Origin of the sequence: Dielma fastidiosa, assembly GCF_003475485.1 — a bacterium.
Classification (GTDB): Bacteria; Bacillota_I; Bacilli_A; order Erysipelotrichales; family Erysipelotrichaceae; genus Dielma; species Dielma fastidiosa.
Map to the genome: position 1 here is coordinate 25872 of NZ_QRQL01000012.1, position 26213 is coordinate 52084.

The 26213-nt window shown below is 41.6% G+C and carries 29 protein-coding genes; 6 read left to right on the forward strand and 23 right to left on the reverse strand.

Going from position 1 to position 26213, the window contains the following annotated elements:
- Positions 1–137: 137 nt before the first annotated feature.
- From DWZ33_RS16860 to DWZ33_RS16875, 4 genes are all read right to left on the reverse strand, one after another.
- On the reverse strand, positions 138–656 hold the full coding sequence (locus DWZ33_RS16860; RefSeq protein WP_118456111.1) for a methyltransferase family protein: 519 nt from the start codon (positions 654–656) through the stop codon (positions 138–140).
- An 88-nt stretch (positions 657–744) separates the two neighbouring features.
- Positions 745–1512: a papain-like cysteine protease family protein gene (locus tag DWZ33_RS16865; RefSeq protein ID WP_118456113.1), complete on the reverse strand. Its 768-nt coding sequence runs from the start codon at positions 1510–1512 to the stop codon at positions 745–747.
- Between the two features lie 365 nt (positions 1513–1877).
- Positions 1878–2471 (reverse strand): DUF4230 domain-containing protein, encoded by a 594-nt coding sequence (locus tag DWZ33_RS16870; RefSeq protein WP_118456115.1) that lies wholly within the window; start codon positions 2469–2471, stop codon positions 1878–1880.
- Positions 2472–2546: 75 nt separating this feature from the next.
- Positions 2547–3476: an alpha/beta fold hydrolase gene (locus DWZ33_RS16875; RefSeq protein ID WP_118456117.1), complete on the reverse strand. Its 930-nt coding sequence runs from the start codon at positions 3474–3476 to the stop codon at positions 2547–2549.
- A gap of 118 nt (positions 3477–3594) precedes the next feature.
- On the opposite strand from DWZ33_RS16875, the gene DWZ33_RS16880 reads away from it, so the two are divergent.
- Both DWZ33_RS16880 and DWZ33_RS16885 read left to right on the forward strand, forming a co-directional pair.
- Positions 3595–4683, forward strand: a complete 1089-nt coding sequence (locus DWZ33_RS16880; protein ID WP_118456119.1) for a nucleotidyltransferase — start codon at positions 3595–3597, stop codon at positions 4681–4683.
- On the forward strand, positions 4683–5237 hold the full coding sequence (locus tag DWZ33_RS16885; RefSeq protein WP_118456121.1) for a YdcF family protein: 555 nt from the start codon (positions 4683–4685) through the stop codon (positions 5235–5237). The genes DWZ33_RS16880 and DWZ33_RS16885 overlap by 1 nt, the downstream gene beginning before the upstream one ends.
- A gap of 62 nt (positions 5238–5299) precedes the next feature.
- Here DWZ33_RS16885 and DWZ33_RS16890 read toward each other — a convergent pair whose 3' ends face one another.
- From DWZ33_RS16890 to DWZ33_RS16950, 13 genes are all read right to left on the reverse strand, one after another.
- Positions 5300–5638 (reverse strand): DsrE family protein, encoded by a 339-nt coding sequence (locus DWZ33_RS16890; protein WP_118456123.1) that lies wholly within the window; start codon positions 5636–5638, stop codon positions 5300–5302.
- Positions 5639–5703: 65 nt separating this feature from the next.
- The gene (locus DWZ33_RS16895) at positions 5704–6195 is read right to left on the reverse strand and encodes a GNAT family N-acetyltransferase (RefSeq protein ID WP_118456125.1); all 492 of its coding nucleotides are present in this window, start codon (positions 6193–6195) and stop codon (positions 5704–5706) included.
- Positions 6196–6218: 23 nt separating this feature from the next.
- Positions 6219–6941: a YebC/PmpR family DNA-binding transcriptional regulator gene (locus DWZ33_RS16900; RefSeq protein WP_022938210.1), complete on the reverse strand. Its 723-nt coding sequence runs from the start codon at positions 6939–6941 to the stop codon at positions 6219–6221.
- A gap of 130 nt (positions 6942–7071) precedes the next feature.
- Complete coding sequence (locus DWZ33_RS16905; protein WP_022938211.1) at positions 7072–7503, reverse strand: DUF4358 domain-containing protein; 432 nt, start codon at positions 7501–7503, stop codon at positions 7072–7074.
- Positions 7478–8284: a GDSL-type esterase/lipase family protein gene (locus DWZ33_RS16910; RefSeq protein WP_022938212.1), complete on the reverse strand. Its 807-nt coding sequence runs from the start codon at positions 8282–8284 to the stop codon at positions 7478–7480. Before DWZ33_RS16910 ends, DWZ33_RS16905 begins: the two co-directional genes overlap by 26 nt.
- Positions 8285–8378: 94 nt before the next feature.
- Positions 8379–8837, reverse strand: a complete 459-nt coding sequence (locus DWZ33_RS16915; protein WP_022938213.1) for a hypothetical protein — start codon at positions 8835–8837, stop codon at positions 8379–8381.
- A 68-nt stretch (positions 8838–8905) separates the two neighbouring features.
- Positions 8906–9691 carry a hypothetical protein gene (locus tag DWZ33_RS16920; RefSeq protein WP_147352904.1) on the reverse strand — a complete coding sequence of 262 codons (786 nt, stop codon included), beginning with the start codon at positions 9689–9691 and terminating at the stop codon, positions 8906–8908.
- 106 nt (positions 9692–9797) lie between these two features.
- Positions 9798–12188 (reverse strand): phenylalanine--tRNA ligase subunit beta, encoded by a 2391-nt coding sequence (pheT, locus tag DWZ33_RS16925; protein WP_118456128.1) that lies wholly within the window; start codon positions 12186–12188, stop codon positions 9798–9800.
- 9 nt (positions 12189–12197) lie between these two features.
- Positions 12198–13232 (reverse strand): phenylalanine--tRNA ligase subunit alpha, encoded by a 1035-nt coding sequence (gene pheS, locus DWZ33_RS16930; protein ID WP_026880935.1) that lies wholly within the window; start codon positions 13230–13232, stop codon positions 12198–12200.
- A gap of 347 nt (positions 13233–13579) precedes the next feature.
- A complete protein-coding gene (locus tag DWZ33_RS16935) occupies positions 13580–14083 on the reverse strand; it encodes a hypothetical protein (RefSeq protein ID WP_118456130.1) in 504 nt (167 codons plus the stop codon).
- Positions 14084–14142: 59 nt separating this feature from the next.
- A complete protein-coding gene (locus DWZ33_RS16940) occupies positions 14143–14802 on the reverse strand; it encodes an alpha/beta hydrolase (RefSeq protein ID WP_118456132.1) in 660 nt (219 codons plus the stop codon).
- Positions 14799–15542, reverse strand: a complete 744-nt coding sequence (locus DWZ33_RS16945) for a TrmH family RNA methyltransferase (protein WP_118456134.1) — start codon at positions 15540–15542, stop codon at positions 14799–14801. The genes DWZ33_RS16940 and DWZ33_RS16945 overlap by 4 nt, the downstream gene beginning before the upstream one ends.
- An 89-nt stretch (positions 15543–15631) precedes the next feature.
- Complete coding sequence (locus tag DWZ33_RS16950; protein ID WP_022938224.1) at positions 15632–16330, reverse strand: TVP38/TMEM64 family protein; 699 nt, start codon at positions 16328–16330, stop codon at positions 15632–15634.
- A gap of 180 nt (positions 16331–16510) precedes the next feature.
- Between DWZ33_RS16950 and DWZ33_RS16955 the strand changes: the two genes are divergently transcribed.
- Positions 16511–16798 carry a DUF5316 family protein gene (locus tag DWZ33_RS16955; protein ID WP_118456136.1) on the forward strand — a complete coding sequence of 96 codons (288 nt, stop codon included), beginning with the start codon at positions 16511–16513 and terminating at the stop codon, positions 16796–16798.
- A 38-nt stretch (positions 16799–16836) separates the two neighbouring features.
- On the opposite strand, the gene DWZ33_RS16960 is transcribed toward DWZ33_RS16955, so the two are convergent.
- The 6 genes from DWZ33_RS16960 to priA form a co-directional block, all read right to left on the reverse strand.
- Entirely contained in the window at positions 16837–17169 is a 333-nt protein-coding gene (locus DWZ33_RS16960; protein ID WP_118456137.1) for a branched-chain amino acid transporter permease, read from the reverse strand.
- Positions 17166–17852 (reverse strand): AzlC family ABC transporter permease, encoded by a 687-nt coding sequence (locus DWZ33_RS16965; protein ID WP_022938227.1) that lies wholly within the window; start codon positions 17850–17852, stop codon positions 17166–17168. The genes DWZ33_RS16960 and DWZ33_RS16965 overlap by 4 nt, the downstream gene beginning before the upstream one ends.
- Positions 17853–18212: 360 nt before the next feature.
- Positions 18213–19145 (reverse strand): pseudouridine-5'-phosphate glycosidase, encoded by a 933-nt coding sequence (locus tag DWZ33_RS16970; RefSeq protein WP_118456139.1) that lies wholly within the window; start codon positions 19143–19145, stop codon positions 18213–18215.
- Between the two features lie 10 nt (positions 19146–19155).
- Positions 19156–20250 (reverse strand): PfkB family carbohydrate kinase, encoded by a 1095-nt coding sequence (locus DWZ33_RS16975; protein WP_182425830.1) that lies wholly within the window; start codon positions 20248–20250, stop codon positions 19156–19158.
- Positions 20251–20395: 145 nt separating this feature from the next.
- The gene (gene rsmB, locus DWZ33_RS16980; protein ID WP_118456141.1) at positions 20396–21655 is read right to left on the reverse strand and encodes a 16S rRNA (cytosine(967)-C(5))-methyltransferase RsmB; all 1260 of its coding nucleotides are present in this window, start codon (positions 21653–21655) and stop codon (positions 20396–20398) included.
- 11 nt (positions 21656–21666) lie between these two features.
- Positions 21667–23820: a replication restart helicase PriA gene (gene priA, locus DWZ33_RS16985; protein ID WP_118456143.1), complete on the reverse strand. Its 2154-nt coding sequence runs from the start codon at positions 23818–23820 to the stop codon at positions 21667–21669.
- A gap of 181 nt (positions 23821–24001) precedes the next feature.
- Here priA and DWZ33_RS16990 point away from each other — a divergent pair, with 181 nt between their 5' ends.
- From DWZ33_RS16990 to DWZ33_RS17000, 3 genes are read left to right on the forward strand one after another with little or no spacing between them, the layout of a single operon-like run.
- Positions 24002–24346, forward strand: a complete 345-nt coding sequence (locus DWZ33_RS16990; protein ID WP_022938232.1) for a DUF6440 family protein — start codon at positions 24002–24004, stop codon at positions 24344–24346.
- A gap of 33 nt (positions 24347–24379) precedes the next feature.
- On the forward strand, positions 24380–25270 hold the full coding sequence (locus DWZ33_RS16995; RefSeq protein ID WP_118456145.1) for an HAD family hydrolase: 891 nt from the start codon (positions 24380–24382) through the stop codon (positions 25268–25270).
- The gene (locus DWZ33_RS17000) at positions 25257–26060 is read left to right on the forward strand and encodes an HAD family hydrolase (RefSeq protein WP_182425832.1); all 804 of its coding nucleotides are present in this window, start codon (positions 25257–25259) and stop codon (positions 26058–26060) included. The genes DWZ33_RS16995 and DWZ33_RS17000 overlap by 14 nt, the downstream gene beginning before the upstream one ends.
- Positions 26061–26213 lie beyond the last annotated feature (153 nt).

Sequence of the window (26213 nt, forward strand, 5' to 3'; positions counted from 1 at the left end):
TTAACGTACTTATTATAAGGAATTTGTACTCCAAAGTCAACTATATTAGTATAACTTATTCAATCCTGTGATGCAAGTATAATCCGTTCGCAGCCGATATAATTCATGGTTAATCAAACCCATGCATGTACTATGATTTAAAAATAGCGCCTGACTTTTTTCATATAATCAAGATACTTGCTGCCAAAGCGCTGTATGCACCAGTTTTCTTCCGCAAGGATGATCCGATGCGCAGCCAACTGAAAAAGCAGTACCGCAGCCAGCAGCAGCCATGAATGAAGCAGCATCGCGCAGCCGATAAAGAAGATAAAATAGGCAGCATACATCGGATTGCGTGAAAAGCGATAGACACCGCTGCAATTGAACCCTGTATTATCACATGAGGCAAAGCTGATGATCGATGCCGTTAAAGCCAGCAAGCCAAAAAGGTAAATCAGCAAGCCCATATAATAGATTGAAGAAGGCGAACGCTTTATCGGCAGTACGAGAATCAAAATAAAAATCATGATATTGGTGACCTGATAAAGCCAATAAAAACCTTTTTCCGTTTTAGGCATCGGTACAAAATGAGCAGCCCGCCCCAGCGCCTGCTGATCTAGCCTTGATAAAAGCAGGAAACGAATCAAAAAAAACGGCAGCAGCAATAAAAAGCCCATTTCATCACACCTCTCTGTGCCTGACATTAAACATAAAAGCCTGCCCGTTCAAGCAGTAAAGCAGGCTTTAAAACAATCAGCAATTTGATTATTCAATCGGACGAGCGGCAATAAAAAGCATATCATTCAGTTCTTCTTCCGGAAAGAAGTCATACATCGTGAAATTGTAATAGAACCGTTCAGCCGGATAAATGACATAACCATCCTGATTGTGATCCGTTGTATCATATGGATCAGCCATGATCAAAACATCATCCTGCTCCGTTTCTGTCCCCATTGTATCATAACCGATGATTACCTGCCAGTGACCGCCCCAATCATTCCATGCCACCATTACCGGTATGCCTTCTTTCAAATAATCTTGTATGGTCGATAAGGTAAATGCTTCCGCAAGCTCATCACCATAATCAAAGGTCGTCGCTAATTCAAAACCGCCGACACCTTCAAAAATCTCCATCGCCTGACGCAGTGTTGTCGCTTCCGGTGTCAAGCCATTGGAGCGCAGCTGAGCCAAAGAATATTCATCATGATCCCCCAGTTTATCATAATAAGCCAGAACCATCATCGCGCTGGCAACGCCGCAGCTCCATTCTGAGCTTTGCTGGATCGTCTTGAAATGCGGAAGAATCGTCAAAGTATCAGTTGATTCCATGTTATAAAAATCAAGCTGTGTAAAATACGGAGAAGCTTTATGATCTCCTAAACGTTCAACGGCATCCGCACCGTCCTCTAAAGAAATATCCTGCCCATAGGCAAGCTTCATCTCATCTGTAAAATTACTCTGTGGTTCGGCATTCGCCTTTACACAGGCAGTTAGTGTCATCAAACAACATAAAATAGCAATCAGTTTTTTCATTTTAACATTTCCCTTTCTGAAAAATTTAAAAACAGGTTGTACTTGCTGACAAACATCAACTTTCTTTATTTATTATTCCCAAGGATTTTATTTATGATAAGCTGGCAATCTGCATAAAACACAGGTGTCCCTGACAAGTACCTCATTGTTAATCGCTGAAATCATCACCCCGCTTTTCACATGCTTTTTATTATACATAGAACAAAGCTGATTTCAAGCCAAAAGTTTAATAAATTATAATTTTTTGTTTAGTATTATTAAACAAGAATGACAATTCAGAAGCCATTCATTATCGCTGAGATTCTCTTCAAAACATCAAAAAACTCTCACCGGCGGCAAGAGTTTAACATTACTAAACAAATAGTTTATTCATAAACGATTTCATAAGCCTCACCGCTTTGTTCAAGCAGTGCCTGTATCACAGTTTTAGCCTTATCCATCGCTTCCGTCAGCAAACCGTTCGCAATGGCTTCACTTTCTACCTTGGCTTTCTGATCCTTGGAGAAGTTAGTATAATCAGTAATTTTTATCTGATTAAAGATATTTCTCGTTTCATCAAATACCTCAATGCTGTCTTCATCAATTTCATGCGAAATAATTTTAGCTTCCGGCAGATGCACTGTTACCTTATTGCCATCAACCTGTATTTCCGCTTCTGAAAGATCAACCCCCGCCAGAATCACGCCGTCATAGGAAATAATAAATGACTTTGTCATAAAAGGTACCGTCCAGCCATAAAAATCGGTGGCTTGTTCGAATTTACCCATATTTGTATATTTATAGCGAAGCGTTGCTAAATCGCTGACATTCTGCAATTTAGTCGTCAGCAGGTCAGAGGTGATAAGCGGTGCCTTAGCACTCGGTGAGAAAAAGCGGCCGCCGGCAAAAGCAATCAACGCGACTAAAGCTAGGATTGCAATGCCTTTTAAAACATCTTTAGCCTTCTTAATATTTTCCATACACAAGCCCCCTTTGTGAATCCATTATACCTGATTCACAAAATATTTCGAGGATTATGACGAAATTGTAGGAATTTATTTCTGAATTGCCTGTTCAATAAATGCCAGCATATCACTGCGCACTTCATTTTTACTTAAATCATTCAAGATTTCATGACGTACATTCGGATATATTTTATTCGAAATATTCTCATATCCAACCTGACACATAAAATTAACGCTTGCTTTGAACTGTTCCATATCCACCGCGCATGGATCATCGCTGCCGATGATAAAAAGGATTGGTACATAGCGATTCTTCATCTGCCAGTAATTCTTAGAATATGTCTTCTCCATCAAATTTAATACATTCATAAACCCATTCAGTGTAAATGTAAAGCCGCATTTCTCACTGGCATCATACGCCCGCACAACCTCTGGGTCAGAACAGATCCATGCATTTTCAGACTTTTCCTGACTGAAGCGCTTATTATAAGCACCAAAGGATAATTTATTGATAAAAGCAGAACGATAACGTTCACCCTTAAGCTTGATCATCAGCTGAATGAACAGCTTCTCAGCCGGCAGGGTTGTCCGTTTACTTGGTGATCCGCAGACAATTAAACCATTGATTTTATCATCATATCTTTTCATATAAGCACGAACGATCAGACTGCCCATCGAATGACCAAACAGAATGAGCGGCAGGCCCGGATAACGCGCTTTAAGCATATCGGTTATCAACGCTACATCATCAACAACGGCATCGCCATTAATATCATTAAAATAGCCATAATCATCCTGTGAAGCTACACTGTCGCCATGGCCGCGATGATCATGCATCACGCAGACAAAACCATGATCCGCGAAATATTCCATGGTTTCAAGATACCGTTCTTTATGCTCTGCCATACCGTGAACCATCTGAATGATTCCTTTGATTTCACCTTCCGGCTCAACACTTAGCAAAGACAGCTGAGTTTGATCATAAGCCGATGTGATTGTTTCATTTTTTATTTTTGACATACTTCCACCTCTTATCCAGTATAGCACACTTGCTTCACTCTGACACGGCTTTGAATTTTTTTCGCATATGGAAACCTGACCATTTCTATGCTATCATTATTGCGAGAGGGATTTTTTAATGAAAATAACAGGCATCATCGCTGAATATAATCCGTTTCATAACGGTCATATTCATCATATAAATAAAACAAAAGAAATTACCGGCTGTGATCTTTTAATTTGTACCATGTCCGGTCATTTTGTGCAGCGCGGCGAACCGGCAATCACTACTAAGTGGGAGCGGGCTAAAACAGCAATTGAAAATGGCGTAGATTTAGTTCTTGAGCTGCCCTTTGTCTATGCAGCGCAAAGTGCCGCCTATTTTGCGAAAGGCGCAGTTGACGTATTAAAATTAGCAGGTGTTGACAGCATCTGCTTTGGCAGTGAATCAAACAATCTAGAAATATTGGAACAATTGGCTGAGCTTGATGTCAATCTGAGTGATGCCATGAAGGGCGGTCTTTCACCAGTACAGGCCTATGAGATCTTATATGGCTCACTCAATGCCAATGATATTCTAGCTTTAAACTATATCCGCGCCCTGCAAGGCAGCGGTATCCGGCCTTATTCCATACAGCGAACGAATCATTATCATGAATTGGATACTAGCAAGCAGATTGCTTCTGCGACAGCCATTCGCTATGCAATAAAAAATCAGCTTGATATTAAGCATGCGACATGCATGGAAATTACTGATCCTATCTTTCTTGAGGATTATTACCGATATTTTCAAACGGTTTTATTAACTATGGATTCATCAGCACTGCCGTCATATTTCATGATGGATGAGGGCATTGAAAATCTATTAATCAAACATACCAGACTGCCTGAATTTGAAGATTTTATCAATGCCGTCACATCAAGGCGCTATACACGTTCAAAAATTCAGCGCACCATGCTGCACCTGATGATGCAGACAAAGAAAGCGGACATTGACAATTTACCGCCGCTGAATTATCTGCGGGTACTGGCATGCAATGAAAAAGGACGCGCGCATTTAAAAGCATTAAAGGAACAAGGCGTACTGATTGCTTCTAAATTCACACAAATACCAGAAGCATACCGTACTATTGAATATAAAAGCAGTGTGCTCTACGGTTATCCATGCAGTGATGAAAAACGTCAGCTGATTCTTGAACGTGAGTTGAAAGCACCGGTGATTCTTTAATGATTTACTTAATTCTGTTAATGCTTGTGCTGCTGCCGATCTTTATCTATTTTCCCAAACCTAAGCAAAACATGGATCATGCCGATTGTATCCTTGTATTAGGCTGTCCGACGCATGAAGACGGAAGTCTTTGTCAAACCCAAATCAGACGCTGTAAGAAAGCCCTTGATTTATGGTCTAAACAAAAGGCTCCCTTAATCATGATCAGCGGCGGTAAAGCACATAACGCTACGTGTGAAGCCGAGGCAATGGCAAAATACATTCATCAAAGTGATCCGCAGATACCAATATTGATGGAAACTAAAGCCATGAATACCTATGATAATTTTAAGTATTCCAAACAGCTTTGTGATCAGCATCAGATACATTCCATCATCGTAGTTACAAGCACCTCACATTGCCGGCGGTCTGCCTACTTTGCCCGCAAGTTCTTTGATGAATTTGCCATGATTGGTGATGATGAACCATTTTCATTAAAGAAGCGAACAAGGGAATTTTTTGCGAAGTACAACACCTTGTACTGTGAGATTAAAATCAAGCTGAAGCAAATGTAACAGCACCGCTTAGAATACAAGAAAAAAATGAGTGAACGCATTCAAGCTCCACTCATTTTTTATTATGGTTTAATATACGCATATCCTTCCGCCTGCCGCTTAGCTAATTCAACAACACCCGCGCTTACAACCTCTACAAAAGGATACAGCTCCTCGGCATTGAGTTGGTTCGCTTTCAACGCGTTGCCGCAAGCGGTAAACAGAATACCTTCCTTTGCCAAGGCTGCCATTTTCTCTTCTAATTCATCAGCCTGCGCATACTGTTTAACAGCGGCGCTATTAGCAAGCACCTCAATTTTATACGCTTCACCCTGCTGCTTATATACCGCAAGCATATTTGATACATTAGTTAAGGTCAGCGGCCATTTAGCCATCTCATCAACATGATAAATTACCTTCATTGTCTCGCCTTCTTTCACTCCATGATTATAACATCAAAGCGGCAAAGCAGATAATAATTTACCCATCAATCATCAAGTTGATACATATAGCGTGAAGTACAATAACCCTTCACAATTTCTCCTTCATCGACAAGCTGAAAACCATGCTTCTCGTAGAAATGCTTAAGTTCAGGCTTATTAGCACGGCAGTCCAGTCTGCACGCATCTTTCTTCAGCCGCCGGCCTTCTGCCTTAAAATAATCCATAATCATCTGTGAAGCCATTGATTTAGCCGCCTTACGCATCACACACAGCTTATGGATATATAAGCTTTGCCCCGGTTTTATTTCCGACCAGTAGATTGGATCAGCATCGCACAACAGGAAGGTCGCGACAACCTCGCCCTTTTCTTCCACTACATAAAACTGATCAATAGTATGTGTCTGACTTAAGGTATGCCAAGCCACATCCTCCTCGCTCCATGCCCGTTTATTAATTGAAGTGAGCCATCGCACAGCATCCAGCAATACCGCCTCGATGTCTTGTATATCCTGTTCACATGCTTTTCTGATTTGCATAAGAAAAAACACTCCGCAGAGTGTTAGTCGATATTTTCAACGTTGTGCCAAACATTCTGCACATCGTCAACATCATCAAGCAAAGTAAGCAGGCGCTGGAATAATTCCTTATCATCACCCTCTAATGTGCAATATTCATTAGGGATCATTGTCAGCTCTAATACATCAAATTTCACATCAGGAATTAATGCCTCAATTGCTTCTTTAGCCTTATATAAATCTGACGGCTCTACATTGATATTCATGTATTCACCTTCAACTTCAAGCTCCAGCACATTTACATCAGCCATAATCAGCGCATCCAGCATTGCTTCTTCGTCAGTATAAGCAATTACTAAATTACCTACATGCTGATAATTGAAAGATACACTGCCGGCAACCCCAATTTTAGCCTTAGCCTTATTGAAGCATGCTCTTAAAGACGCGATTGTACGATTCTGATTATCTGTTAAACATTCAATGATAACCGTAGATGCTCCAGCTCCAAAGCCTTCATAAGTTGAGCTGGTATAAGAATCAGTCGAACCGCCCTTAGCCTTGTCAATTGCTCTTTTAATTACATCAGCCGGTACATTGTTAGCCTTCGCACGTTCAATAACCTTTTTTAATCCTTGGTTCATTGAAGGATCAGGTTCACCCGCTTTTGCTGCCATATAGATTTCTTTACTGAATCTTGAGAATAACTTTGCATTTGCAGCTGACGTTTTAGCCATTGCTGCCGCTCTTACTTCAAAATGTCTACCCATTTTAATCACCTTCCAGATTTTTATTGAATTTCCGCATTTTATTATAGCAAATATTTACCATGACTACAAATAAAAATCAACATAAACTGATGAAATCGCCTATAAAATCATTAAAACTGAGTCTTTGACACTACAATGAAGCCTTGATTGCTTCTAAAACATCCTGACTATTATCATTAGTAATCAAAACCCAAGCATCGCCAACCTTTTCAATGACACTGTTTTTAATCTTATCAGCTTCCTCTGGGAAATAGTTTTCAGCACTGGTCAGATTATAATCACGGCGTTCTTCAAAGGCTTTTTTAAGTACCTCATCTTCACCTTTGCAAATAGCTAATTCATTTGTTTCATTACTGCTTGAAACATAAACTGCACATGTATTCTTCGCCATATCAATCATCAGAATACTGCGGATTTGATCATCATTTGCCTTGATCATCTCATCATTATAATACTCACTAATCATTGTTTCAGCTGTCTTATCAATATCGATTTCTTTGCTTTGGTTACTGCTGCAGCCAGTAAGCAGACATAAACTAATCAGCGCAAGGCTTCGTTTCATATAAAATCTCTCCTTTATTCACATGTTCTTTAATCATCGTCAGCCAATGACTAAAGCCTTCTTTGTTTAAATGATAACCATCACTGGTCCATTCATCAGGCAGATATGTATCCTCTGATTCAAACATTGAATTACTGTGAATCAGATTCACCTGAGTTTCTGCCGCAACCTCTTTAATTGTATCATTAATCAGTTTCAATTTATCAAGATTTGTATAATCATTTTCAAATTCACGGCTTTTTGAAAAGTTATAAACATCAAGCAGATAAATCTGTGCCTGCGGCTGCAGGGCTTTGATCTGATTGACAATATCGATATAATCTTCTTTAAAGATATCCATGACATACCAGCCTAATTCATTTAAGCCAAAGCTTAAATAAATCTTTTGAACAGGTGTCTGCGCAAGTGCGTCAATCATCGTACCCATACCGCCATTATCCAAAGGGAATACGGTACGCATTGTCGCCTTGCTGACATCCAATGAGACAGAGCCATAGATTCTTGCCGTGGTGTCAGCTAATACATAAAGTTCAGCGATACCGGCAATGCGTGAATCACCGGCAAAAGCCGCGTCATCAAAATAACTATTCTCAACCGCTTCACTTCTAGGCACTGGTTCTCCATAAGACTGCGGGATTGCGAAATGGCATAATTTAACATGATTTCTTAATTCATGATCATTTTGATAGCCGGTTTGACGAGCTTGAGTATATTGACTGGCACTGCAAGCTGATGCCAGAGAAAGACAAAGCATTAAACTAAAAAACTTACTTATTTTCATATAATCATCCTCTAAACTTAATTACACTTCACTAGTTTATCCTATTCACAACAAAACAACAACATTAAACACAAAAAACGGATCTTTCAATCCGTTAAAAGAATAGGAGTGCCGCCAGTACCGAAAACACTTGAATCAGCACATAGATAATTATGACCCAACCAATGATTTTAGAAATGGAATTTCCCTGCTGCCGATTTGCAGGCCGGCGATTAACTGGCTTACGTTCATTCATTGACCGTGAGTTCGCTGTTTTAGCGTAACGATCACTATTTGCTGAAGAGTAGCTGCTATGAGTATTTGAATGACCGGCAGATTTGCTGTATGGATCATTTACCATATTAGCAGTGCATGGTTTAGCTTCCTTACCAGTTTCCCTAACATATTTTGAGTTTTGTTCTAAATGACTGTCAGCATGCCTGAAAATAGCAGCTTTAGCACGGCCGTCATTCAGTGAAACAGAATCATTTTCCCTGACTCTTGCATAACAATATGGACAATATTTATCTTTTGTATCGAACCATGTTTTGCAATATTTACAACGTATACGCATACTATCACCTCATGGTATAAGTATAGCATTCAATCAACAAAAAGACCATGAATATAGCAAAAGTGTCATTAAGTTTTATGGCTTAGAAACAAACCGTTGAGCATATTTTTACTTTTCAAACCATATGTTTCCAAATATTCATCATATGATTCAAATTCACCTGTCACATTATTCATGATCTGCAAGCCGGATAAATCTGCCTCTGACAATTCAAGCGGTATGGCTTCACGCTGAGGCAGTGATGCCTCACGCAGACCATACATATAATCAATCACTTGATATAAATCATTCGCCTCATCATATTGCAGAATCATTAGATATGTCTTGCCAGCCTCAATGGGTACATCTCCCTCAATCAATGTATCGATAAATAATTCGGATAAATCTTCGTCAAAACCATTCTGTTCACGTAAAGCCTCTGCTTTTTCAAGTGATGAAGCAGGCCGCAGTTTATCATATTGTGCTTGAGTAATCACACCGCCATTGCGGGCATACTGAACCACCTCACCCATCGATAAGTTTCCTTTCAAAACATCATAAACGACAAAATCACCATAAGTATAACCATGGATTGATTTACTGCCATCAGGATAAATCGTATCCGCGCCATCTAAAGATACAACAGCCGCTAAGACAATATCTGAACAATTCTCAACTTGTAATTTCATATCATCAAAACCCTTAACAAAACTTGCTTGAAACGTTAACTTTATTGCGTTTTCCTTCATTTCATCACTTAGATAACTCGACGTTTCAAGGGTTGGCACTTCCGTTAAAGCTTCCTGATTTTTTTCCTGCATCATACAGCCGGATAGTAACATAATTAATAAAACAGACAGCACTTTTCTCATCATAAACACCTCCCCCAACATAGTTATCTACATTATATTAAACTGGCCGGCCAAATCAAGCAGAAAAAAGCAAAACCGCAGCCTCAAACACTGCGGTTTATTTATTTAATTAACCTCTTAAGATTGCATTCAGCTCTGCTTTTAATGCAGCCAGAATCTTTTCATGAACACTATTGATTTCCCCATCGGTCAATGTCTTTTCATCAGATTGGAAATTGATTGATAAAGCAATTGACTTAAAGCCTTTCTCGACATGTTCACCAGTGTAAACATCAAATACTTCGATACCCTTAATAATCTGACGGCCGCATTTGCGGATTGCTTCTACGATATCAGCTACCTTAACATCTTCCTTTACAACGAAAGCAAGGTCACGGGTAACTGCCGGATATTTAGAGATCGGTGTATATTTTACCTTTGATGGTTTGTTATTCAGCAGTACATCAAGCTTACCTTCAAACATTACCAATTCTTTAGGTACATCAAAATCCTTAGCCATCTGCGGATGAATCTGTCCAAAGATGCCAAACAGTTCTTTGCCGATATAGATGCAGGCTGAACGATATGGATGGAAATGCGTTGTATCCAATTTGTTTTCTTTAATACTTACACGGCTTCCCTCATAGCCCAGCTGACTCAGCATAGTTTCAATCAAGCCCTTTATCGTATAGAAATCAGCCGGTACGCTCATTTTCTGCCAGCGGCTCTTATGCATTAAACCATTCATCACTAGTGCCAGACGTTCCTCGACAACATCCTTTGCATAAACATTGGAAATTTCAAAGAATGCCAGATCCTTGATTGAACGATTGTTATTATAAGCAGCCGCATCAAGCATACTCGGTAAAATTGAAGAACGGATGTATTTGCGGTCTTCACTCATCGGTGAAGCCAATTCCACAGCCGGCGTAATCGGCAGAATCGCATGATCTAAATGCTTCTGACTGACCAGCGTATAGGTTTCAGTTTCATTCAAGCCCATATTGACATACATTGAACGAATTCTTCTGCGCATGGCCTGACGATTATCTAACGCGCCAACAGTCATACTCATCGTCGGCAGAGTCGATGGCAGACGGTCATAACCGATCAGGCGGATAACTTCTTCCGCGATGTCTGCTTCGATTTTTAAATCAGTACGATAGCTTGGAATGCTGACCTTAATATCATTGCCTGCCTTTTCAGGTTTCAGATCAAGCCATTTTAATTCTGTCATGATTTCATCTTCACTAAAATCAGTGCCTAACAGATGATTGATTGAATCCGTATTTACTGTAAATTCAGCCGGTACATAGTTATTCGTGCCATATTGAGCAGTTTCTTCAATCAAGCTTGCATCCGCATATTCAATCAATAATTGAACACAGCGATCCATTGCTTTATAAACTGCCATCGGTTCAATTTCCTTCGCATTGCGGACTGCCGCATCAGAAGTGATATTTAAACGGCGGGCTGTATTGCGGACTTGAACATAATTGAAAGTCGCAACCTCAATAATGATCCCCTTTGTTTGCTCATCGATTTTACTGTCATCACCGCCCATGATACCGGCAATACCTACTGGATTACCCTGAGTCGTAATCATGATATCTTCTGGTTCAATCTTATAGTCGACGCCATCCAAAGCGGTATACGTTGTATCAAAGCCATCCTTAACGATGATTTCCTGATGCATTTTCGCGGCATCATAGAAATGGGTCGGCTGGCCGGTTTCCAGCATCACGAAGTTTGAAATATCAACAACATTATTGATTGATTTAACACCGGCGGCATGCAGCAGCTCCTGCATCCATTTTGGTGATGGTTTAATCGTTACAGAGCCAATAACTTTGCCTAAGAAAATCGGACATTTAGAAGTTTCACTGGATACCTTTAATTTTGTCGGCACACCAATATTGGCAGCGCCTTCACATTCAGGCAGCTGTACTTCACGGTGCAGAATAGCGCCTACTTCTTTAGCTAATGCCCAAGAAGCCAGACAGTCATTGCGGTTAGGTGTCAGTCCGACATCAAGCAATGTATCATCAAGGCCTAAATAATGAAGCGGATCACAATCACCGACAACTGCATCATCACCTAAAACCTCAATGCCATTTTTGCTTTCTTCACTCAGCTGTTTCGCATCAACCCCTAATTCAAGCAGCGAACAGATCATGCCATTTGACTCAACGCCGCGAATCACGCCATTCTTAATTTCACCGCCCGGCAGCTTTGCTCCCGGCAGCGCTACGATAACCTTTTGTCCTGCCGCTACATTAGGTGCGCCGCAGACAATAGTATCAACCTTATCGCCAAGATCAACCTTGCAGACATGCAGATGGTCGGAATCTGGATGGTCGCTGCATTCCAATACCTTACCAATGATCAGGTTGCTTCCCTGAGCCATCTTTTCCAAACCTTCAACTTCATTGCCAGCGGTTGTCAGCTTATCAGCCAAAACCTCTGGTGTAATATCACTTAAATCTAAATATTGGCTCAGCCATTTTTTACTTGTTAACATACATACCTCCTACTCAAACCGTGTGAATGTCTTTAAGAAACGCAGATCATTCGTATAGAAATGACGGATATCATCAATACCATATTTCAGCATGGCAACACGTTCAATACCAACCCCAAAAGCAAAGCCGCTGCATTTCTTTGAATCATAGCCAGCCATCTCCAATACATTTGGATGTACCATACCAGCACCGAGAATTTCAATCCAGCCAGTTCCCTTACATACCGGACAGCCCTTGCCGTTACAGATATGACAGCTTACGTCAACCTCTACGCTTGGCTCAGTGAATTGGAAATAGCTCGGACGGAAACGGATAACACGCTTTTCACCAAACATTTTCTTCGCCATAAACTCTAAGGTACCCTTTAAATCAGATAAGGTAATATTCTCCGCAACAACTAAGCCTTCCATTTGTGTAAACTGATGAGAATGTGTCGCATCATCATCATCGCGGCGGTAAACCTTACCTGGACAAACAACCTTAATCGGCAGCTTAGGTGCATAGGCTTCCAGCTGACGCGTCTGAATCGCCGTCGTATGCGTTCTCAGCAACTCCTCAGCATTAATATAGAATGTATCCTGCATATCACGGGCTGGATGTCCCTTCGGTATATTCGCCCGTTCAAAGTTATATAAATCAAATTCGATTTCCGGTCCTTCACCAATGGTATAACCTAAACCGATAAACAAATCCTCAAGTTCCTGCTGAACAAGCGTCAGAGGATGCAGATTGCCAACGGTTGGATGATAGCCCTCCAGTGTGATATCAATCTTTTCACGTTCAAGACGATCTTCCATCTCCTTGGCTTCAAGTTCAGCCCATTTGCTTTCAATAGCAGCCGCGATCTGCGACTTGATCTCATTAACAGCAGCGCCAAACTTAGGACGTTCTTCCGCACTCAAATCTTTCATTGATTTCATTACTTCCTGAATCGGTCCTTTTTTACCCAGATAAAGAACCCGGTGCTGCTGAAGCGCAGCCAGTGTCTGACTTTCACGAATCGCGTTAAGTCCCTCTTCTTTTAACTGTTCTAAATTTTTCATCGTTTTTTCCTTTCCGACTAATAAAAAAGCCGCAAGCCTGCAGGAACGCTCTTGCGCGGTACCATCCTGCTTCGTCTTGCGACACACTTTTACCCTGATAACCGGTTGTTTCCCGGGGGATGATTAGTCCCACTATTCAAAGGTGAATTCAACAGCTTTCTCTAAAAACAGCTTGCAGTCGGTGGCTGTTTATCCCTGATAGAGAATATCTTCATGTTTACTAGTCCTTCTCAAAGTATTTAACAGTTGTTATTATAGCCCAAAAAAATGGATTTGACAAATGCTTTTTCACCTTATTCATACCCGCTTAAGCGCTGCATATTCCAAAAACATCAAAAGTTACAAAATCAATCCACAAAATTGGATAAACTTATTTGCTTGGCAGTTAAACCATGCTCACCATCAATAATATCAATGATGAAAGTGATTTCTTTAAGACCTTCGATTAAAGTCTCCTTTTCATTATCTTCAAGGATTAGAATATAATCTGTACTATAAATACTTTGATTTCCTGATGATGGCAAATCAAATAAAAAAGTAGTTACTAATTCTGAGGGTGGTTCATAAAGATAATCATTCAAGTAATCATCAAGCGTTGAAAAATCAACAGTCTTAACACGATAATCATTATTTCCCCCGGCATTGACGCACAGATAAACGGACAAGCGATACAAATTTTCTTCCGTTTCTAAAAAGTTTAACGTTTCAGGATGTTCTAGCAAATATTCATCCATCACATAATCATATTTTGTCAATGGATGAAAATGCACTTCATCACTAACCTCAAATTCTGGTTTAGCTGTACAGCCAAATAAAAATATGCCTAAACACAATAGTATTATCTTTTTCATCAATGTCATCCCCCTTCATGATAATAAGTTTAATTCAATAATTACATTAAACAGCTGGATTATACCCTTACCTCATCCATATACATCTTAATCATTGAAAAGGTTTCCCTGCCGCACCGCTCATCCTCCAACAGCTCATGGGGTCCTTCTGGAATCAGATACAGTCTTTTCTGCGGATGATTGATCAAATGATAGGTTCGTTTGCCAATCGTCGGCGGCACAACATCATCCGCCGTTCCCTGAATAACCAATGCCGGCACATTGATTTTCTTTTGATATGGGCGCAGCATATTAATCAGCTTCGCAAATTCTATCGAATATTCAAGCAGTACCTTATCACGGTCATTGACTTCCGGTTTGCCGCCTTCCTTGAATTTAAAATCATTGCAATAGGAAAGCACCTGTTTTACGCCATAAACCTTAAATGACGGTGCAATCAAAATCAGCTTCTGAATCGGAAATTTATCGGCCAAATAACTGGCAATAACACCGCCCATCGAAAAACCTAACAAGGTAACCTGACACTCCATAAAATCAATGCCCTTTAATACTTCAATGGCTTTTTTCAGCCAATCAGTCCAAATTGGATGCGGGGATAAGTCATAAAGATCAAAAGTAACCAGCTCATAGTCCTGCCCCTTTGACCATTCAATCAAGTTACGGAAATTCTCCTGCCGCATATCCCCAAAACCATGGATAGCTACTAATACTTTTCTCATAAGTCCTGCTTTCTGAATGCGTAACAGCAAATACCGGCTGCTACCGCTACATTTAAACTTTCAAAACGATTCATTTCAATAAAAATACGATCATCACACAGATTTAAGATTGCTTCACTGACGCCATTGCCTTCATTGCCGAAAACCAGCGCCGTCTTTTGCTGATTCACAAAGGTTGAAAGTCCCTTTGCCTCATGCAGTGAAGTTCCATATACTATCGTTCCCATCTGCTTCAGCTTATGAATCATATCCGGCAGATGAGCTTTTAATACTGACATATGAAACAGCGCGCCCTGAGTTGAGCGAATTAATTTTTCATTATAAATATCAACGCTGCGGCCAGAGAAGACAACCGCGTCAAAGCCAAAAGAATAAGCTGTTCGAATGATTGTTCCCGCATTCCCCGGGTCCTGCACATCATCAAGCAGAATCACCTTATCACCAAGCGTAACATTACTGTCCTTAACCTTGCAGACACCCACACATGTATTAACCGAAACGGTGCTGCGCAGCTTCTTCATAATTTCCTCACTGACCAAATAGCACTCCCCGTCAAAATCAAATTGATACGGGCAGTCAGGGCTGATGATCAGCGCCGTTAACAGACCGGCGGTAATTGCCTCCTGAATCAAATGTTCCCCTTCAACTAAAAAGAGTCCGTCTCTGTCACGGTGTTTCTTATCATGATATTTCACCCATTGTTTTACACGGGGATTATTCACTGATGTTATCTCATTCATATTCTCACATCCTTGTTTGTAGTATATCCCAGACAAAGAAAATCTGCAAGCGAGAACCTGCAGATGTTATATGTACTCGATTCAATTGTTTAGATACCGCTAGTTTGGGCTCCCGCCGCTTTTTTCTGAAATACAAAACGGTAAAACAGATAGCCGCCTAAGGAGAAGATACCCGTAATCGCATAAATCAAGATTGCCTGAGCGAGCATATTGCTGCCCAGATTAGCACCGACCAAAGTTGATGAATAAATGGAAGGAATGCGGGCAATGCTTGAAATCAGCAGGAAGGTAGACAGCTTCATATTCGTTAAACCTAATAAGTAGGTAAAGATATCCTTTGGGGTTCCCGGAATCAGAAACAGGATAAAGGTAACAGCATTCAGCCGGCTCTCATCCTTAAAGAAACTGATCTTATCCATTTTTTCTTCAGAAATAAACCGCTGAACAAATTTTTTGCCATAACGTTTAGTTAATAGGAAGATTAATGTTGAACCAATCAGATTGCCTACTAAGCAGAAAGCCATGCCGCCGATACTTCCATAAAGGACACCGAACAATACCTCAATAATTTCACCCGGCAAAATGGCTATCAGAATTTGAGCGGCATAAAGCAATATACCCACCAGCATGCTGCTGGCACCAAATTGTTCAAGGAAGGCCTTCATCTGATCCATATTGCTTAATAGATTGAACAGGTCTTTGCCATAATAAATCAGTCCCAATAAGATTAAACCACCAGCTATTACAGCACATATTCCTTTAAAAATATTACGATCCACTTGCTTCATCGCTTATCCCTCATTTCATGCTCTAAGAATAACAAATCATTCTTAAAACCTAACGGTGATAAGCTTAAAGATTTCTAAAGATTACTTAAATTTTACCTTTAAATTCAATCAGTAAGATGCTTATGGTATAATATATATAACCATAGACATTCATTTAATCTTGGGAAAGGAGCATTTGATATGAACAAGAAAATTGTCTATCTCATTTACACTCTGATTTTTATTGTCATTTACATCCTTCAGCTATTGAATGTTTATAATTTTAAAAATATCTTACTGATCATTACAGCAGCGTTATTCATTATCGCCGTATTAAGCAGTGGGTTATTAACCTCAGGGGATCGTATGCGGGCTAATTTAAACACATCTAAAAATGAAAACCGTTTTGCCACGACAAACCTTTTCTTACTTTTAGCGATACCGCCGGCCATTGTCTTGTTATTATCCTATCTGACACTTCCTTTTTAGTAAGCAAAACCCTCAATCGAGGGTTTTATTTATATCAATTATTTAAAGATCACCTGCACCAGAAGCATATATAATGCCGTGCCGCCTAAGATACTGATTAAATTGTTGCGTTTCCAGCAATGCAGTCCAACTACGGCACTAACCGCAATTAATTCAGGGATGCCATAAGGGGCTGACAGCACAGCTGTATTGCGCAGACAATAAACGACTAACAGGCCCATCATCGCATAAGGCAAAACATTTCCCAGATAGCGGATCAGCGATGGCAGCTCATTTTTATTTCCCCATAAGATAAAGGGAATGACACGGGTTAAAAAGGTAACACCCGCCATAATGGCAATAATTAAGATAGACGTTGCTGTTGAAATCATGAAGCATCACCCGCTTTCTTCTTCATTGCCATTAACACAAGCACAATCAAAATCATTGAAGGAATAACCATATTCTCAGCGCCAAATACAACTAGTGAAAGCAATCCGCAGGCGGTTCCGCACAATGCCGGGCGGTGATCTGAACAGCTTAGCCATTGTTCCGTAAAGATCACTACAAATAAAGCAATCAGTGCAAAATCAATGCCTGTTGTATCAAAGGGCAGCATACTGCCGATCAGTGAACCCAGTATTGAGCCGATGATCCAGTAGCATTGATCTAAAAATGAAATCAGAAACATCAGCTTGTCGGCGTGACCTTCCTCATTCTTGATATTAACCAGCAAAGAATAAGTTTCATCGGTCAAAGAAAAAATCATATATGGCTTTTTGCGCCCCATATGCGAAAATGGCTCAATCATGCTTAAACCATAGAATATATGCCGTACATTCACCAGCAAGGTCATCAATGCCACTTCCACAAGACTGACTCCCGGCACAAAGAAATTAATACCGATAAACTGCATACTGCCGGCATAAACAAATACCGACATGGCTGCTGCCCATAAAAAATTATATCCTTTTTCCTGAAACAGCATACCAAAAGCGATGCCGACAAATAAATAGCCAAGCATGACCGGAATTGTGGTTTCAACCGCTTCAAAAAAGACGCCCTTATGTTTCATAAACTACCCCATTTCTTTGTTTCAATTATACTCATATATAAAGAAAAAGAAAGAACTTTTTTTCTGAAACAGGTATCATTTCCACTAAACTACCATTCCTTCATGAAAATCCATAGGATTCGTCACTCTATATTGCACATGATACTTATCATCAAACAGACTGAACTTCTCCAACAGTCATATTCAGATACCTTAAAATAACATTGGCATCAATCAGTTTTCTCATGCTTTCTTACCATTACTATTCCTCCTAAATAAATTATTGAGCAATTTCTCATAAAACACACCAAACCTAAGGTTGAGTTTGCCTATACCACATAAAAAGCGAACCCATATTTAATGAGTTCACTTCACAACTATTTATTTCAACTTACTTAATTCACAGGCAATCTGTGATGCCAGCTTAGCGTTATTATAAACCAGCTGAATATTTGCAGCCAGACTTGATCCGCCGGTAATCTTTTGAATCTTATCCAATAAATACGGCGTTGTATCCTTGCCTTTAATGCCTAAACGGTTAGCCTCTTCAATTGCTTCATCAATGGATTTATTAATCATATCCGGATCCATTGAATATTCTTCAGGGATTGGATTAGTTACCAGCATTCCGCCGCGTAATCCCAAATCCTCTTTAGCCTTGTAGACATCAGCTAATTCCTTTGGTGTATCCATGCGGTAGTCTACTTTAAAGCCGCTTTTGCGGGTATAGAAGGCTGGCAATTCTTCACTCTGATAACCAAATACCGTAACCCCCTTGGTTTCCAGATATTCAAGCGTTAAACCAAGATCAAGAATGGATTTAGCGCCTGCGCAGACAACCATCACCGGTGTTTCAGCTAATTCCTCAAGGTCAGCGGAAATATCCATCGTAGTTTCAGCTCCGCGGTGAACACCGCCGACACCGCCGGTCGCGAAGATTTTAACACCGGCAAGATTGGCAAGAATCATGGTTGCCGCTACGGTTGTCGCGCCATCTTCTCCCTTAGCAGCCAACACTGGAATATCACGGCGGCTGGCTTTGATGACATTGAGTCCTTTACGGCCTAAATGATCAATTTCTTCCTTTGAAATACCTACCTTCAGCTTACCGCCGATAATGGCAATCGTAGCTGGTACAGCACCATTGTCACGTACGACCTTTTCCACATTTAAGGCGGTTTCCACATTCTGCGGATATGGCATGCCATGAGAGATAATCGTTGATTCCAGTGCTACAACCGGACGTCCCTCGGCTAATGCATTCTGTACTTCTTCAGATACGTCTAAATACTTTCTTAAGTTACTTGTGTTCATGTTTTTCCTCCTATTTTACTGGATGCTGATCCAGGATTTCAAGTATATGTTCACAGCTGATATGCGGACTGATGGTTGATTCACTGGCGATACAAATACTGGCTGCCGCCATACCGGCTCTGGCAATATCGCGCAGTGGAAGCTGCTGACGCCATGCCCAGGCAAGGGCTGCGACAAAGCTGTCACCGGCGCCTGTCGTATTGACAATTTCACATGGAAAGCTTGGCAGATGCAGATGCTCATGGTTATTTGCCGCATAAACACCCTCTTCTCCTAAAGATATAAAAACCTGCTGCATGCCCTGTTTCAAAAAACACTCCGCCGCTGCGCGCAGGGAATTTTCATCAGCGATTTTAATGCCTGTCAACTCCTCTGCTTCAATAAGGTTTGGTTTCAATGTGTGAATCTTACCTAACAAGCCTTTCAGCTTTTTCGCCTTAGTCGTTGATACCGTATCGGCAAATAACGGACACTGGCAATGCTCGGCAAGATATTCTAAGGTATTCTGCGGTAGATTGGTATCACAGATACAAAGGCTTGCCCGATTGATAAAATCGATGCGGGTTGCCATCAGTTCAGGTGTTAAATGCTCATAAATCCCCATATCCGACACCGCTAATTCCATATCGCCATGCTCATCAGTAATGAATAAATAAGTCGATGTCACACCGTTGGGAATCGTAAAGGACTGAGATGTATCAATGCCGATGCGATGGCATTCTTCACTGAGCTGTGACGCATAGCCATCACTGCCAAAAGCCGTAATCAATTTCACATCTTCATCTAACAGCGCCAAATTATGCGCGATATTACGGCCAACGCCGCCCGCTGATAAAAAGGTGGTGCCGGGATTGGAATCACGCATGACCAATGGCTGATACGGACGTCCGCAGATATCCATGTTCACACCGCCGATCACCACGATATATGGCTTTTTCTGTAAGATATAACCCTTACCCTGAATCAATCCCTTTTTAGTCAGATTGGAGATATGCACAGCTGCTGATGAGCGGGTAATACCTGCCAGATCCGCTAGTTCCTGTTGGGAGATCAAGGGGTTTTCCTCAATCCAATGCAGAATTTGACGTTCTCGATCAGTAATCATAACTGCCTCCTTTCTATAATCATTTGTTTAGTATTCTAATCTTTTGCTTATTACATCTTTATAGTACCGCTCGCTAAGTGTAAAGTCAAGCACGAAATTACAAAAAAAATACAGACTGTTTGCACATGTCTGTATCATTTGATGATTATGCCTTTTCAGCTTTTACCAGCTTGGCCATATAAAAGCCATCGGTATTGTATTCATAAGGGAAAATGGTTCGCTGAGAAATCAGCTGCGCGTTATCATGCAGTCCCAGAAATTTTTCAATTTGCTTTTCATTTTCTTTTTTATTCAGCGTACATGTTGAATAGACAAGAACGCCGCCCGGTTTTACCATTTTAAATGCGGTATCCAATAGCTTTGCCTGAAGCGGCAGCAAAGAATCCATGTCCTCTGGCTGCATATGGACTTTGATATCATTTTTGCGCTTCATTACACCGTAGCCCGAGCATGGCGCATCGACCAATACCCGATCAAAGCTTTCCTCATCATATTCATGATTGATTTCACAGGCATCAAAGCACCATGGCTGAATGATGCTTAAGCCAAGTCTGGCGGCCGCATTACTAATCAATTCAACACGATGTTCATGAATATCCAAGGCAATGATTTCTCCCTCGTTTTTCATCAGCTGGGCCATGTGGCATGTTTTCGTTCCCGGCGCCGCGCACATATCCAAAATACTCTCATCGGGCTGAGGATCAACTAATAAGGCGACACACTGGCTTGCCTCATCCTGAATCGATACTCTGCCGGTCAGATATTCCTTTGTATCGGCAATATTGCCGCCATGATAAATCAGCGCGTCTTCACTCAAACAGCCCTTTTCAAAATCAGGATTGGCGGCAATGATTTCATCACGGCTGGTAACACATGTATTCACCCGGGCCGCTAACGCCGGTGCTCCCTGATCATCAAGACAGATCCGCTCAGCAATTTCATATCCATATTGTTTTTCCCACATCTTGACTACCCATAAAGGATGCGATGTTTTGATAGACAGCTGAAAGAGCGCATCACCAAGGATCGGACGTTTACCCTCTCTTAAAAAGCGCCGCAGCATCGCGTTAATCATCGCTTTATACTTGCCTTTATGCTTCTTAGCCGCAATTTCCACGGCTTCATTCACCACCGCATATTCAGGCACCTTATCCATAAACAGGAACTGATAGATACTCATATCCATCAAAAGCGCCATATCAGCGGCAATATCGCTTTGCACATAGGCTTCCCATTGATATCTGAGATAGAGATAATTCTGCATCGTACCATAAACGATATTGGTAATCAAACCCTTATCCGCTGAGCTGAAATCATTAATTTCTTTACGCAGATAAAGATTGCTGTAACTCTTGCCTAAAACAATATCACATAAACAATTGTATGCTTTTTCTCTTGCTTTCATAAGCTTCTCCTCTAATCCATATTCAGCGGATTGATATCGATCTGCAGTCTGACCTTGCTTTTTGATGAGCGATGTCTGCGTGAAAGCTGATAAACCGCTTTCTGCAATTGCGTCAGTGATTTACTTTTAATACAAATACGGAATCGATATTCATCCTTTACCTTCATTAATTCACTTGGCCCCAATAGCCTGAATGTTTCTTCCGCCAAGCAGCGCATGCCCTCACACGCCGCCTCACTGGCTGATTCCTTATCTTTATGAATATACAGAATCGATGCCAGATAGGTATATGGCGGATAACCGGCTAAATGGCGGTAGCGCATTTCCTGTTCAAAAAATTTCAGATAATCATGGGTCAGCGCACAGCGCACGGCATAGTGCTGATCATCAAAAACCTGAAGCAATACCTTCCCCTTTTTCTGACCGCGGCCGCTTCGTCCGCTGGCCTGACACAGCAGATCAAAGGTCAGCTCACTGCTGCGATAATCTGAGCGATAAAGCATCGCATCACCTTGAAGAATTCCCACCAGCGTGACATTTTCAAAATCCAAGCCTTTCGCGATCATCTGCGTACCAAGCAGGATATCCGCTTCATGCCGGCCAAATTGTGCCAGTAAATCACGGTGCGCATTCTTGCGGGCTGTCGTATCGGCATCCATGCGAATGATTTTTTTATCCGGGAACAGCTCGCTGACCATTTCCGCCAGCCGCTGTGTTCCAAACCCCATTCCTTTTAATGAAGGTGATTTGCATGATGGACAAACACTGGGCACCGGTATGCTGTAACCGCATAGATGGCATTTAGCGCTTTGATCATCCTTATGGTAAACTAAAGCGCGGTCACAATGCGGACACATCAGTGTTGTTCCGCATTCACTGCAATGAATCGTCGGCTGATAGCCGCGCCGGTTCAGCAGCAAAATCACTTGTTCATTGCGATCCAGACTCAAACGCATGGCTTCAATCAGCTGCGGACTCAATATATAAGAGCCGCCTTTTTTTACAGTCTGCTGCATATTGATCAGCGACACATCCGGCAGATTATTACTTACCCTGCTTTTCAGTGATATCAGCTGATAAACATCCTTAATGGCACGCGCATACGTCTCTAAAGATGGCGTCGCACTCGCCAGCAAAACGGTCGCATGATGGACAGCTCCCCGCCATATCGCTACATCACGGCAGTGATACTGCGGCTGACTGTCCTGCTTATAGCTGCTGTCATGCTCTTCATCAAGGATGATCAAGCCTAATTGATCAAAAGGCATAAAGATTGCGGAACGGGTACCGACCACAATATTTTTCTCATGCCTGCGCACGCTTTGAAACTGTTCATATTTTTCCTGATCATTTAATGCGGAATGATAGATTGCCACATCATTGCCAAAACGCTTCTGAACACGCTCCACCATCATCGGTGTCAGCGCGATTTCCGGTACGAGCAGCAGCACTTGCTTGCCCTGCTTTAAAACCTCTTTGGCACAGCGCAGAAAAACCTCTGTTTTGCCGCTGCCGGTAACGCCGTGCAGACAAAGCACTGACTTACGCGGATGCAGCACTTGTTCAATGGCCTGCTTTTGCTCCTCACTTAGAGTCAAATCAAAATCACTGACACTCAGTTTTTCCTCAGCCGCTTTCGCTTCCTTTTCAAACACTTCCACCGCCTGACATTCCTCAAGCGCCTTTCCCACACTCTTAAAATCACGGCGCCACATTGTCAGCGTCATTTCCCCAACCGCCTGTAAGGCAGACAAGGCTTCCTGACGCTTAGGCGTCATAACCAAAGGCACATGATGAACACGCACCCATTTTTCCATTTTTATGCGCTGTTTGCTTGACTTAGGTTTCAGCTTTGCCGGCAGCATCGCTTGAAAACAGGCGATTACCGGTGAAACCGTTGTTTCCGCCAGCCATTTGCCTAAAGCCATTAATTCCGCATTCAGAATAGGTGAAGCATCCAATACCTTGACAACATCCTTAATTTCAAAGTCAAAGCTTTCCTTCGTATCATAAACAACCTCATCAACGAAAGCGACACAGAGCCGATGCGCAAAATCAACCTGAATCCGCATCCCCGGCTCAATTTTTTCATCATGAAACTGATAGGTATACCGCTGATCAATGGCTGATACAGGATGTTCGATATAGCAGTAGACAAGATTCATTCACTTCACCTCACCCTATTATTATACCATGAGCCAAGCCAACCTGCTTCGTTTTTTCAAATGCATTTAGTCACGCATTAATAACGGCTGAAATTTTTAATATTCTGCCGCAATTATTCCCTTTCCGTTATAGAATTGTTCGGCGGGATTGTGTATAATAATAGAGAAAGGACGTGGTGCCATGAAAAAGAATAAAAACCGTTTTATTACGACTGAGATTTATCATGATGGAATGTCAGCCTGTACCAAGCTTTTAGTCGATGTAGAAACCCATGTACAGTATATGTTCCACAATGAAGGTTCTGGCGCCGGTCTGTGTGTTCTTGTCGATCGTGACGGCCGGCCGCTGCTGGCTGATGATGAAATAATCGAACATGAGGAAATGGCTTATGTCCGTGCCCAACAGCCGGCTGCCGCAATCAGCCTCAATGAACGCCAGGAGCAGTTTGAACCGATCCGCCCTGTGAAAAAAGTGCAGATCAAAGAAAAAGAAAAGAAAAAAAGCTGGGCCGAAGAAATCAAATAATCTGGTTTCAGCTTTTTCATTTATGGAGGTAGTATGGAGCATAAAATCAAAATGATTGTCTCAGATCTTGACGGTACCCTGCTTAATGACGCTAAAAAAATCAGCGCGTTTACCGAAAAGACCTTGCTGGAATATCAGCAGCAGGGCTGCATCGTCGTCTTAGCCAGCGGCCGTTTCCAGCGTGAGGTCGATCGCTATGCAAAGCAGTTAAAATTAAAAGAATACAATGGCTGGATGGTATGTGCCAATGGTTATGAGGTAACCCGCATGGCAGATGGCAGCTGTCATACCTTTGATTCATTAAATCCTCAGGAAAGTCAGAAGCTGTGCAGCATCGCCGATGAATTAAAGCTGATTCAATATGTCCGCATCGCCGATCAATATCATCTGAAAATCAATCGTTTACTGGGCGGCGGTTTAAAAGGCGCGGTGGGATTATTAAAGCTGATGCATCGTTTGGGATATCAAAAAGGCACTTACACAGTTCATCTGCTTGAAGAAACCCGCAATGTCCAATCCATGCGTGAGTATCTCAATGAGGATGTTTATAAGATCTGTTTCATCGGTACGGTTAAGCGGATCAAAAAACTGATTGAGCTTGTGGAAAGGGTTTATCCTGATCAGTACGCATTTTATTATGTCAATCCAATGGCAGTGGAAATCTGTAAGAAATCCGTCAGCAAACGCAACGCGGTTGAATATATCTGCCGGCAGACAGGCATTCAGCTTGATGAAGTGATTGCCTTTGGCGATTCCGGCAATGATGAACCGCTGCTGTTAAGCGCCGGCATTGGTGTTACAATGAAAAACGGCACAAAGAAAGCGTTGGCCGTGGCACGGACCTTATCCGCAAAAACTAATAATGAAGATGGTGTAGCCTATGAATGCCTGCATTATCTGGGAGGCAGCAATGAAAACAGTTAAAATGATTATGTGTGATCTTGATGGCACCCTGCTTACAAGTGCTAATTCAGTTTCTGACCGCACTAAAAAAGCAATCAAAATGGCACGGCAGGCGGGTATATATTTTGGTATCGCAACCGGCCGGCCGCCTTATGCGGTCAGTGAGCTGATTAAAATTTGGGGTATTGAAGAAGACATCGACTGCATCGTTGGCTTTAACGGCGCCCAGCTGATTGATTATACCTTAAATGAAAGCCGCCTGAATTATCCGCTTTCATCAGCCAATCAGCTTGAAATTATGAAGCATTATGAAAATGAAGGCATTAACTTCATGTTATATGAACAAGACGGCATTTATACACAAAAGGTTGACGCTGTCAGTGAACGGCTCAGCCGCAACAACCGGCTGCCGCGCCGTGAGCTTACTGATGAAATACTCAGTCATGAGCACCCTAAGCTTTTAATTTCCTGTCCAAAGGAAAAGATGGCGCGGGTAGAAGAAGTCATGAGCCAGATTCATATAGAAAATGTGCGGGGTGTGCATTCACAGCCGGATTTGTTTGAAATATTTGATGCCCGTAATTCTAAAAGCCGCGGTATCGAACAAATTGCCCGGCTGCATGGCTTCACATTAGATCATGTAATGGCCTTTGGTGATGAGGATAATGATTTAGAAATGCTGAAGGAATGCGGCATTGGCGTGGTCATGGCTAACGGTTCACAAAAGGCACTGGCAATTGCTGATGAAATTACGGCCAGCAACCTTGATGACGGTGTTGCCCAGCGCATCGAAGCACTGTTAAATCAATAGAAAAATAACTGAAGATTTGAAATCGCTTCATGAATCATGAGCGTTCAGCTTCAGTTTTTTATTGCCTGTATAGCTGTTTCAGTTGTCACAAGGTGGCAAATTGTTCCATATGTAGGCCCCGTAAACCCGTATGAAATGGGCGTTTTCTCATTG

Coding starts and splice junctions, on each gene's coding strand:
- DWZ33_RS16860 (WP_118456111.1), bottom strand. CDS start 656: ATGGGCTTTTTATTGCTGCTGCCGTTTTTTTTGATTCGTTTCCTGCTT.
- DWZ33_RS16865 (WP_118456113.1), bottom strand. CDS start 1,512: ATGAAAAAACTGATTGCTATTTTATGTTGTTTGATGACACTAACTGCC.
- DWZ33_RS16870 (WP_118456115.1), bottom strand. CDS start 2,471: ATGGAAAATATTAAGAAGGCTAAAGATGTTTTAAAAGGCATTGCAATC.
- DWZ33_RS16875 (WP_118456117.1), bottom strand. CDS start 3,476: ATGTCAAAAATAAAAAATGAAACAATCACATCGGCTTATGATCAAACT.
- DWZ33_RS16880 (WP_118456119.1), top strand. CDS start 3,595: ATGAAAATAACAGGCATCATCGCTGAATATAATCCGTTTCATAACGGT.
- DWZ33_RS16885 (WP_118456121.1), top strand. CDS start 4,683: ATGATTTACTTAATTCTGTTAATGCTTGTGCTGCTGCCGATCTTTATC.
- DWZ33_RS16890 (WP_118456123.1), bottom strand. CDS start 5,638: ATGAAGGTAATTTATCATGTTGATGAGATGGCTAAATGGCCGCTGACC.
- DWZ33_RS16895 (WP_118456125.1), bottom strand. CDS start 6,195: ATGCAAATCAGAAAAGCATGTGAACAGGATATACAAGACATCGAGGCG.
- DWZ33_RS16900 (WP_022938210.1), bottom strand. CDS start 6,941: ATGGGTAGACATTTTGAAGTAAGAGCGGCAGCAATGGCTAAAACGTCA.
- DWZ33_RS16905 (WP_022938211.1), bottom strand. CDS start 7,503: ATGAAACGAAGCCTTGCGCTGATTAGTTTATGTCTGCTTACTGGCTGC.
- DWZ33_RS16910 (WP_022938212.1), bottom strand. CDS start 8,284: ATGAAAATAAGTAAGTTTTTTAGTTTAATGCTTTGTCTTTCTCTGGCA.
- DWZ33_RS16915 (WP_022938213.1), bottom strand. CDS start 8,837: ATGCGTATACGTTGTAAATATTGCAAAACATGGTTCGATACAAAAGAT.
- DWZ33_RS16920 (WP_147352904.1), bottom strand. CDS start 9,691: ATGATGAGAAAAGTGCTGTCTGTTTTATTAATTATGTTACTATCCGGC.
- pheT (WP_118456128.1), bottom strand. CDS start 12,188: ATGTTAACAAGTAAAAAATGGCTGAGCCAATATTTAGATTTAAGTGAT.
- pheS (WP_026880935.1), bottom strand. CDS start 13,232: ATGAAAAATTTAGAACAGTTAAAAGAAGAGGGACTTAACGCGATTCGT.
- DWZ33_RS16935 (WP_118456130.1), bottom strand. CDS start 14,083: ATGAAAAAGATAATACTATTGTGTTTAGGCATATTTTTATTTGGCTGT.
- DWZ33_RS16940 (WP_118456132.1), bottom strand. CDS start 14,802: ATGAGAAAAGTATTAGTAGCTATCCATGGTTTTGGGGATATGCGGCAG.
- DWZ33_RS16945 (WP_118456134.1), bottom strand. CDS start 15,542: ATGAATGAGATAACATCAGTGAATAATCCCCGTGTAAAACAATGGGTG.
- DWZ33_RS16950 (WP_022938224.1), bottom strand. CDS start 16,330: ATGAAGCAAGTGGATCGTAATATTTTTAAAGGAATATGTGCTGTAATA.
- DWZ33_RS16955 (WP_118456136.1), top strand. CDS start 16,511: ATGAACAAGAAAATTGTCTATCTCATTTACACTCTGATTTTTATTGTC.
- DWZ33_RS16960 (WP_118456137.1), bottom strand. CDS start 17,169: ATGATTTCAACAGCAACGTCTATCTTAATTATTGCCATTATGGCGGGT.
- DWZ33_RS16965 (WP_022938227.1), bottom strand. CDS start 17,852: ATGAAACATAAGGGCGTCTTTTTTGAAGCGGTTGAAACCACAATTCCG.
- DWZ33_RS16970 (WP_118456139.1), bottom strand. CDS start 19,145: ATGAACACAAGTAACTTAAGAAAGTATTTAGACGTATCTGAAGAAGTA.
- DWZ33_RS16975 (WP_182425830.1), bottom strand. CDS start 20,250: ATGATTACTGATCGAGAACGTCAAATTCTGCATTGGATTGAGGAAAAC.
- rsmB (WP_118456141.1), bottom strand. CDS start 21,655: ATGAAAGCAAGAGAAAAAGCATACAATTGTTTATGTGATATTGTTTTA.
- priA (WP_118456143.1), bottom strand. CDS start 23,820: ATGAATCTTGTCTACTGCTATATCGAACATCCTGTATCAGCCATTGAT.
- DWZ33_RS16990 (WP_022938232.1), top strand. CDS start 24,002: ATGAAAAAGAATAAAAACCGTTTTATTACGACTGAGATTTATCATGAT.
- DWZ33_RS16995 (WP_118456145.1), top strand. CDS start 24,380: ATGGAGCATAAAATCAAAATGATTGTCTCAGATCTTGACGGTACCCTG.
- DWZ33_RS17000 (WP_182425832.1), top strand. CDS start 25,257: ATGAAAACAGTTAAAATGATTATGTGTGATCTTGATGGCACCCTGCTT.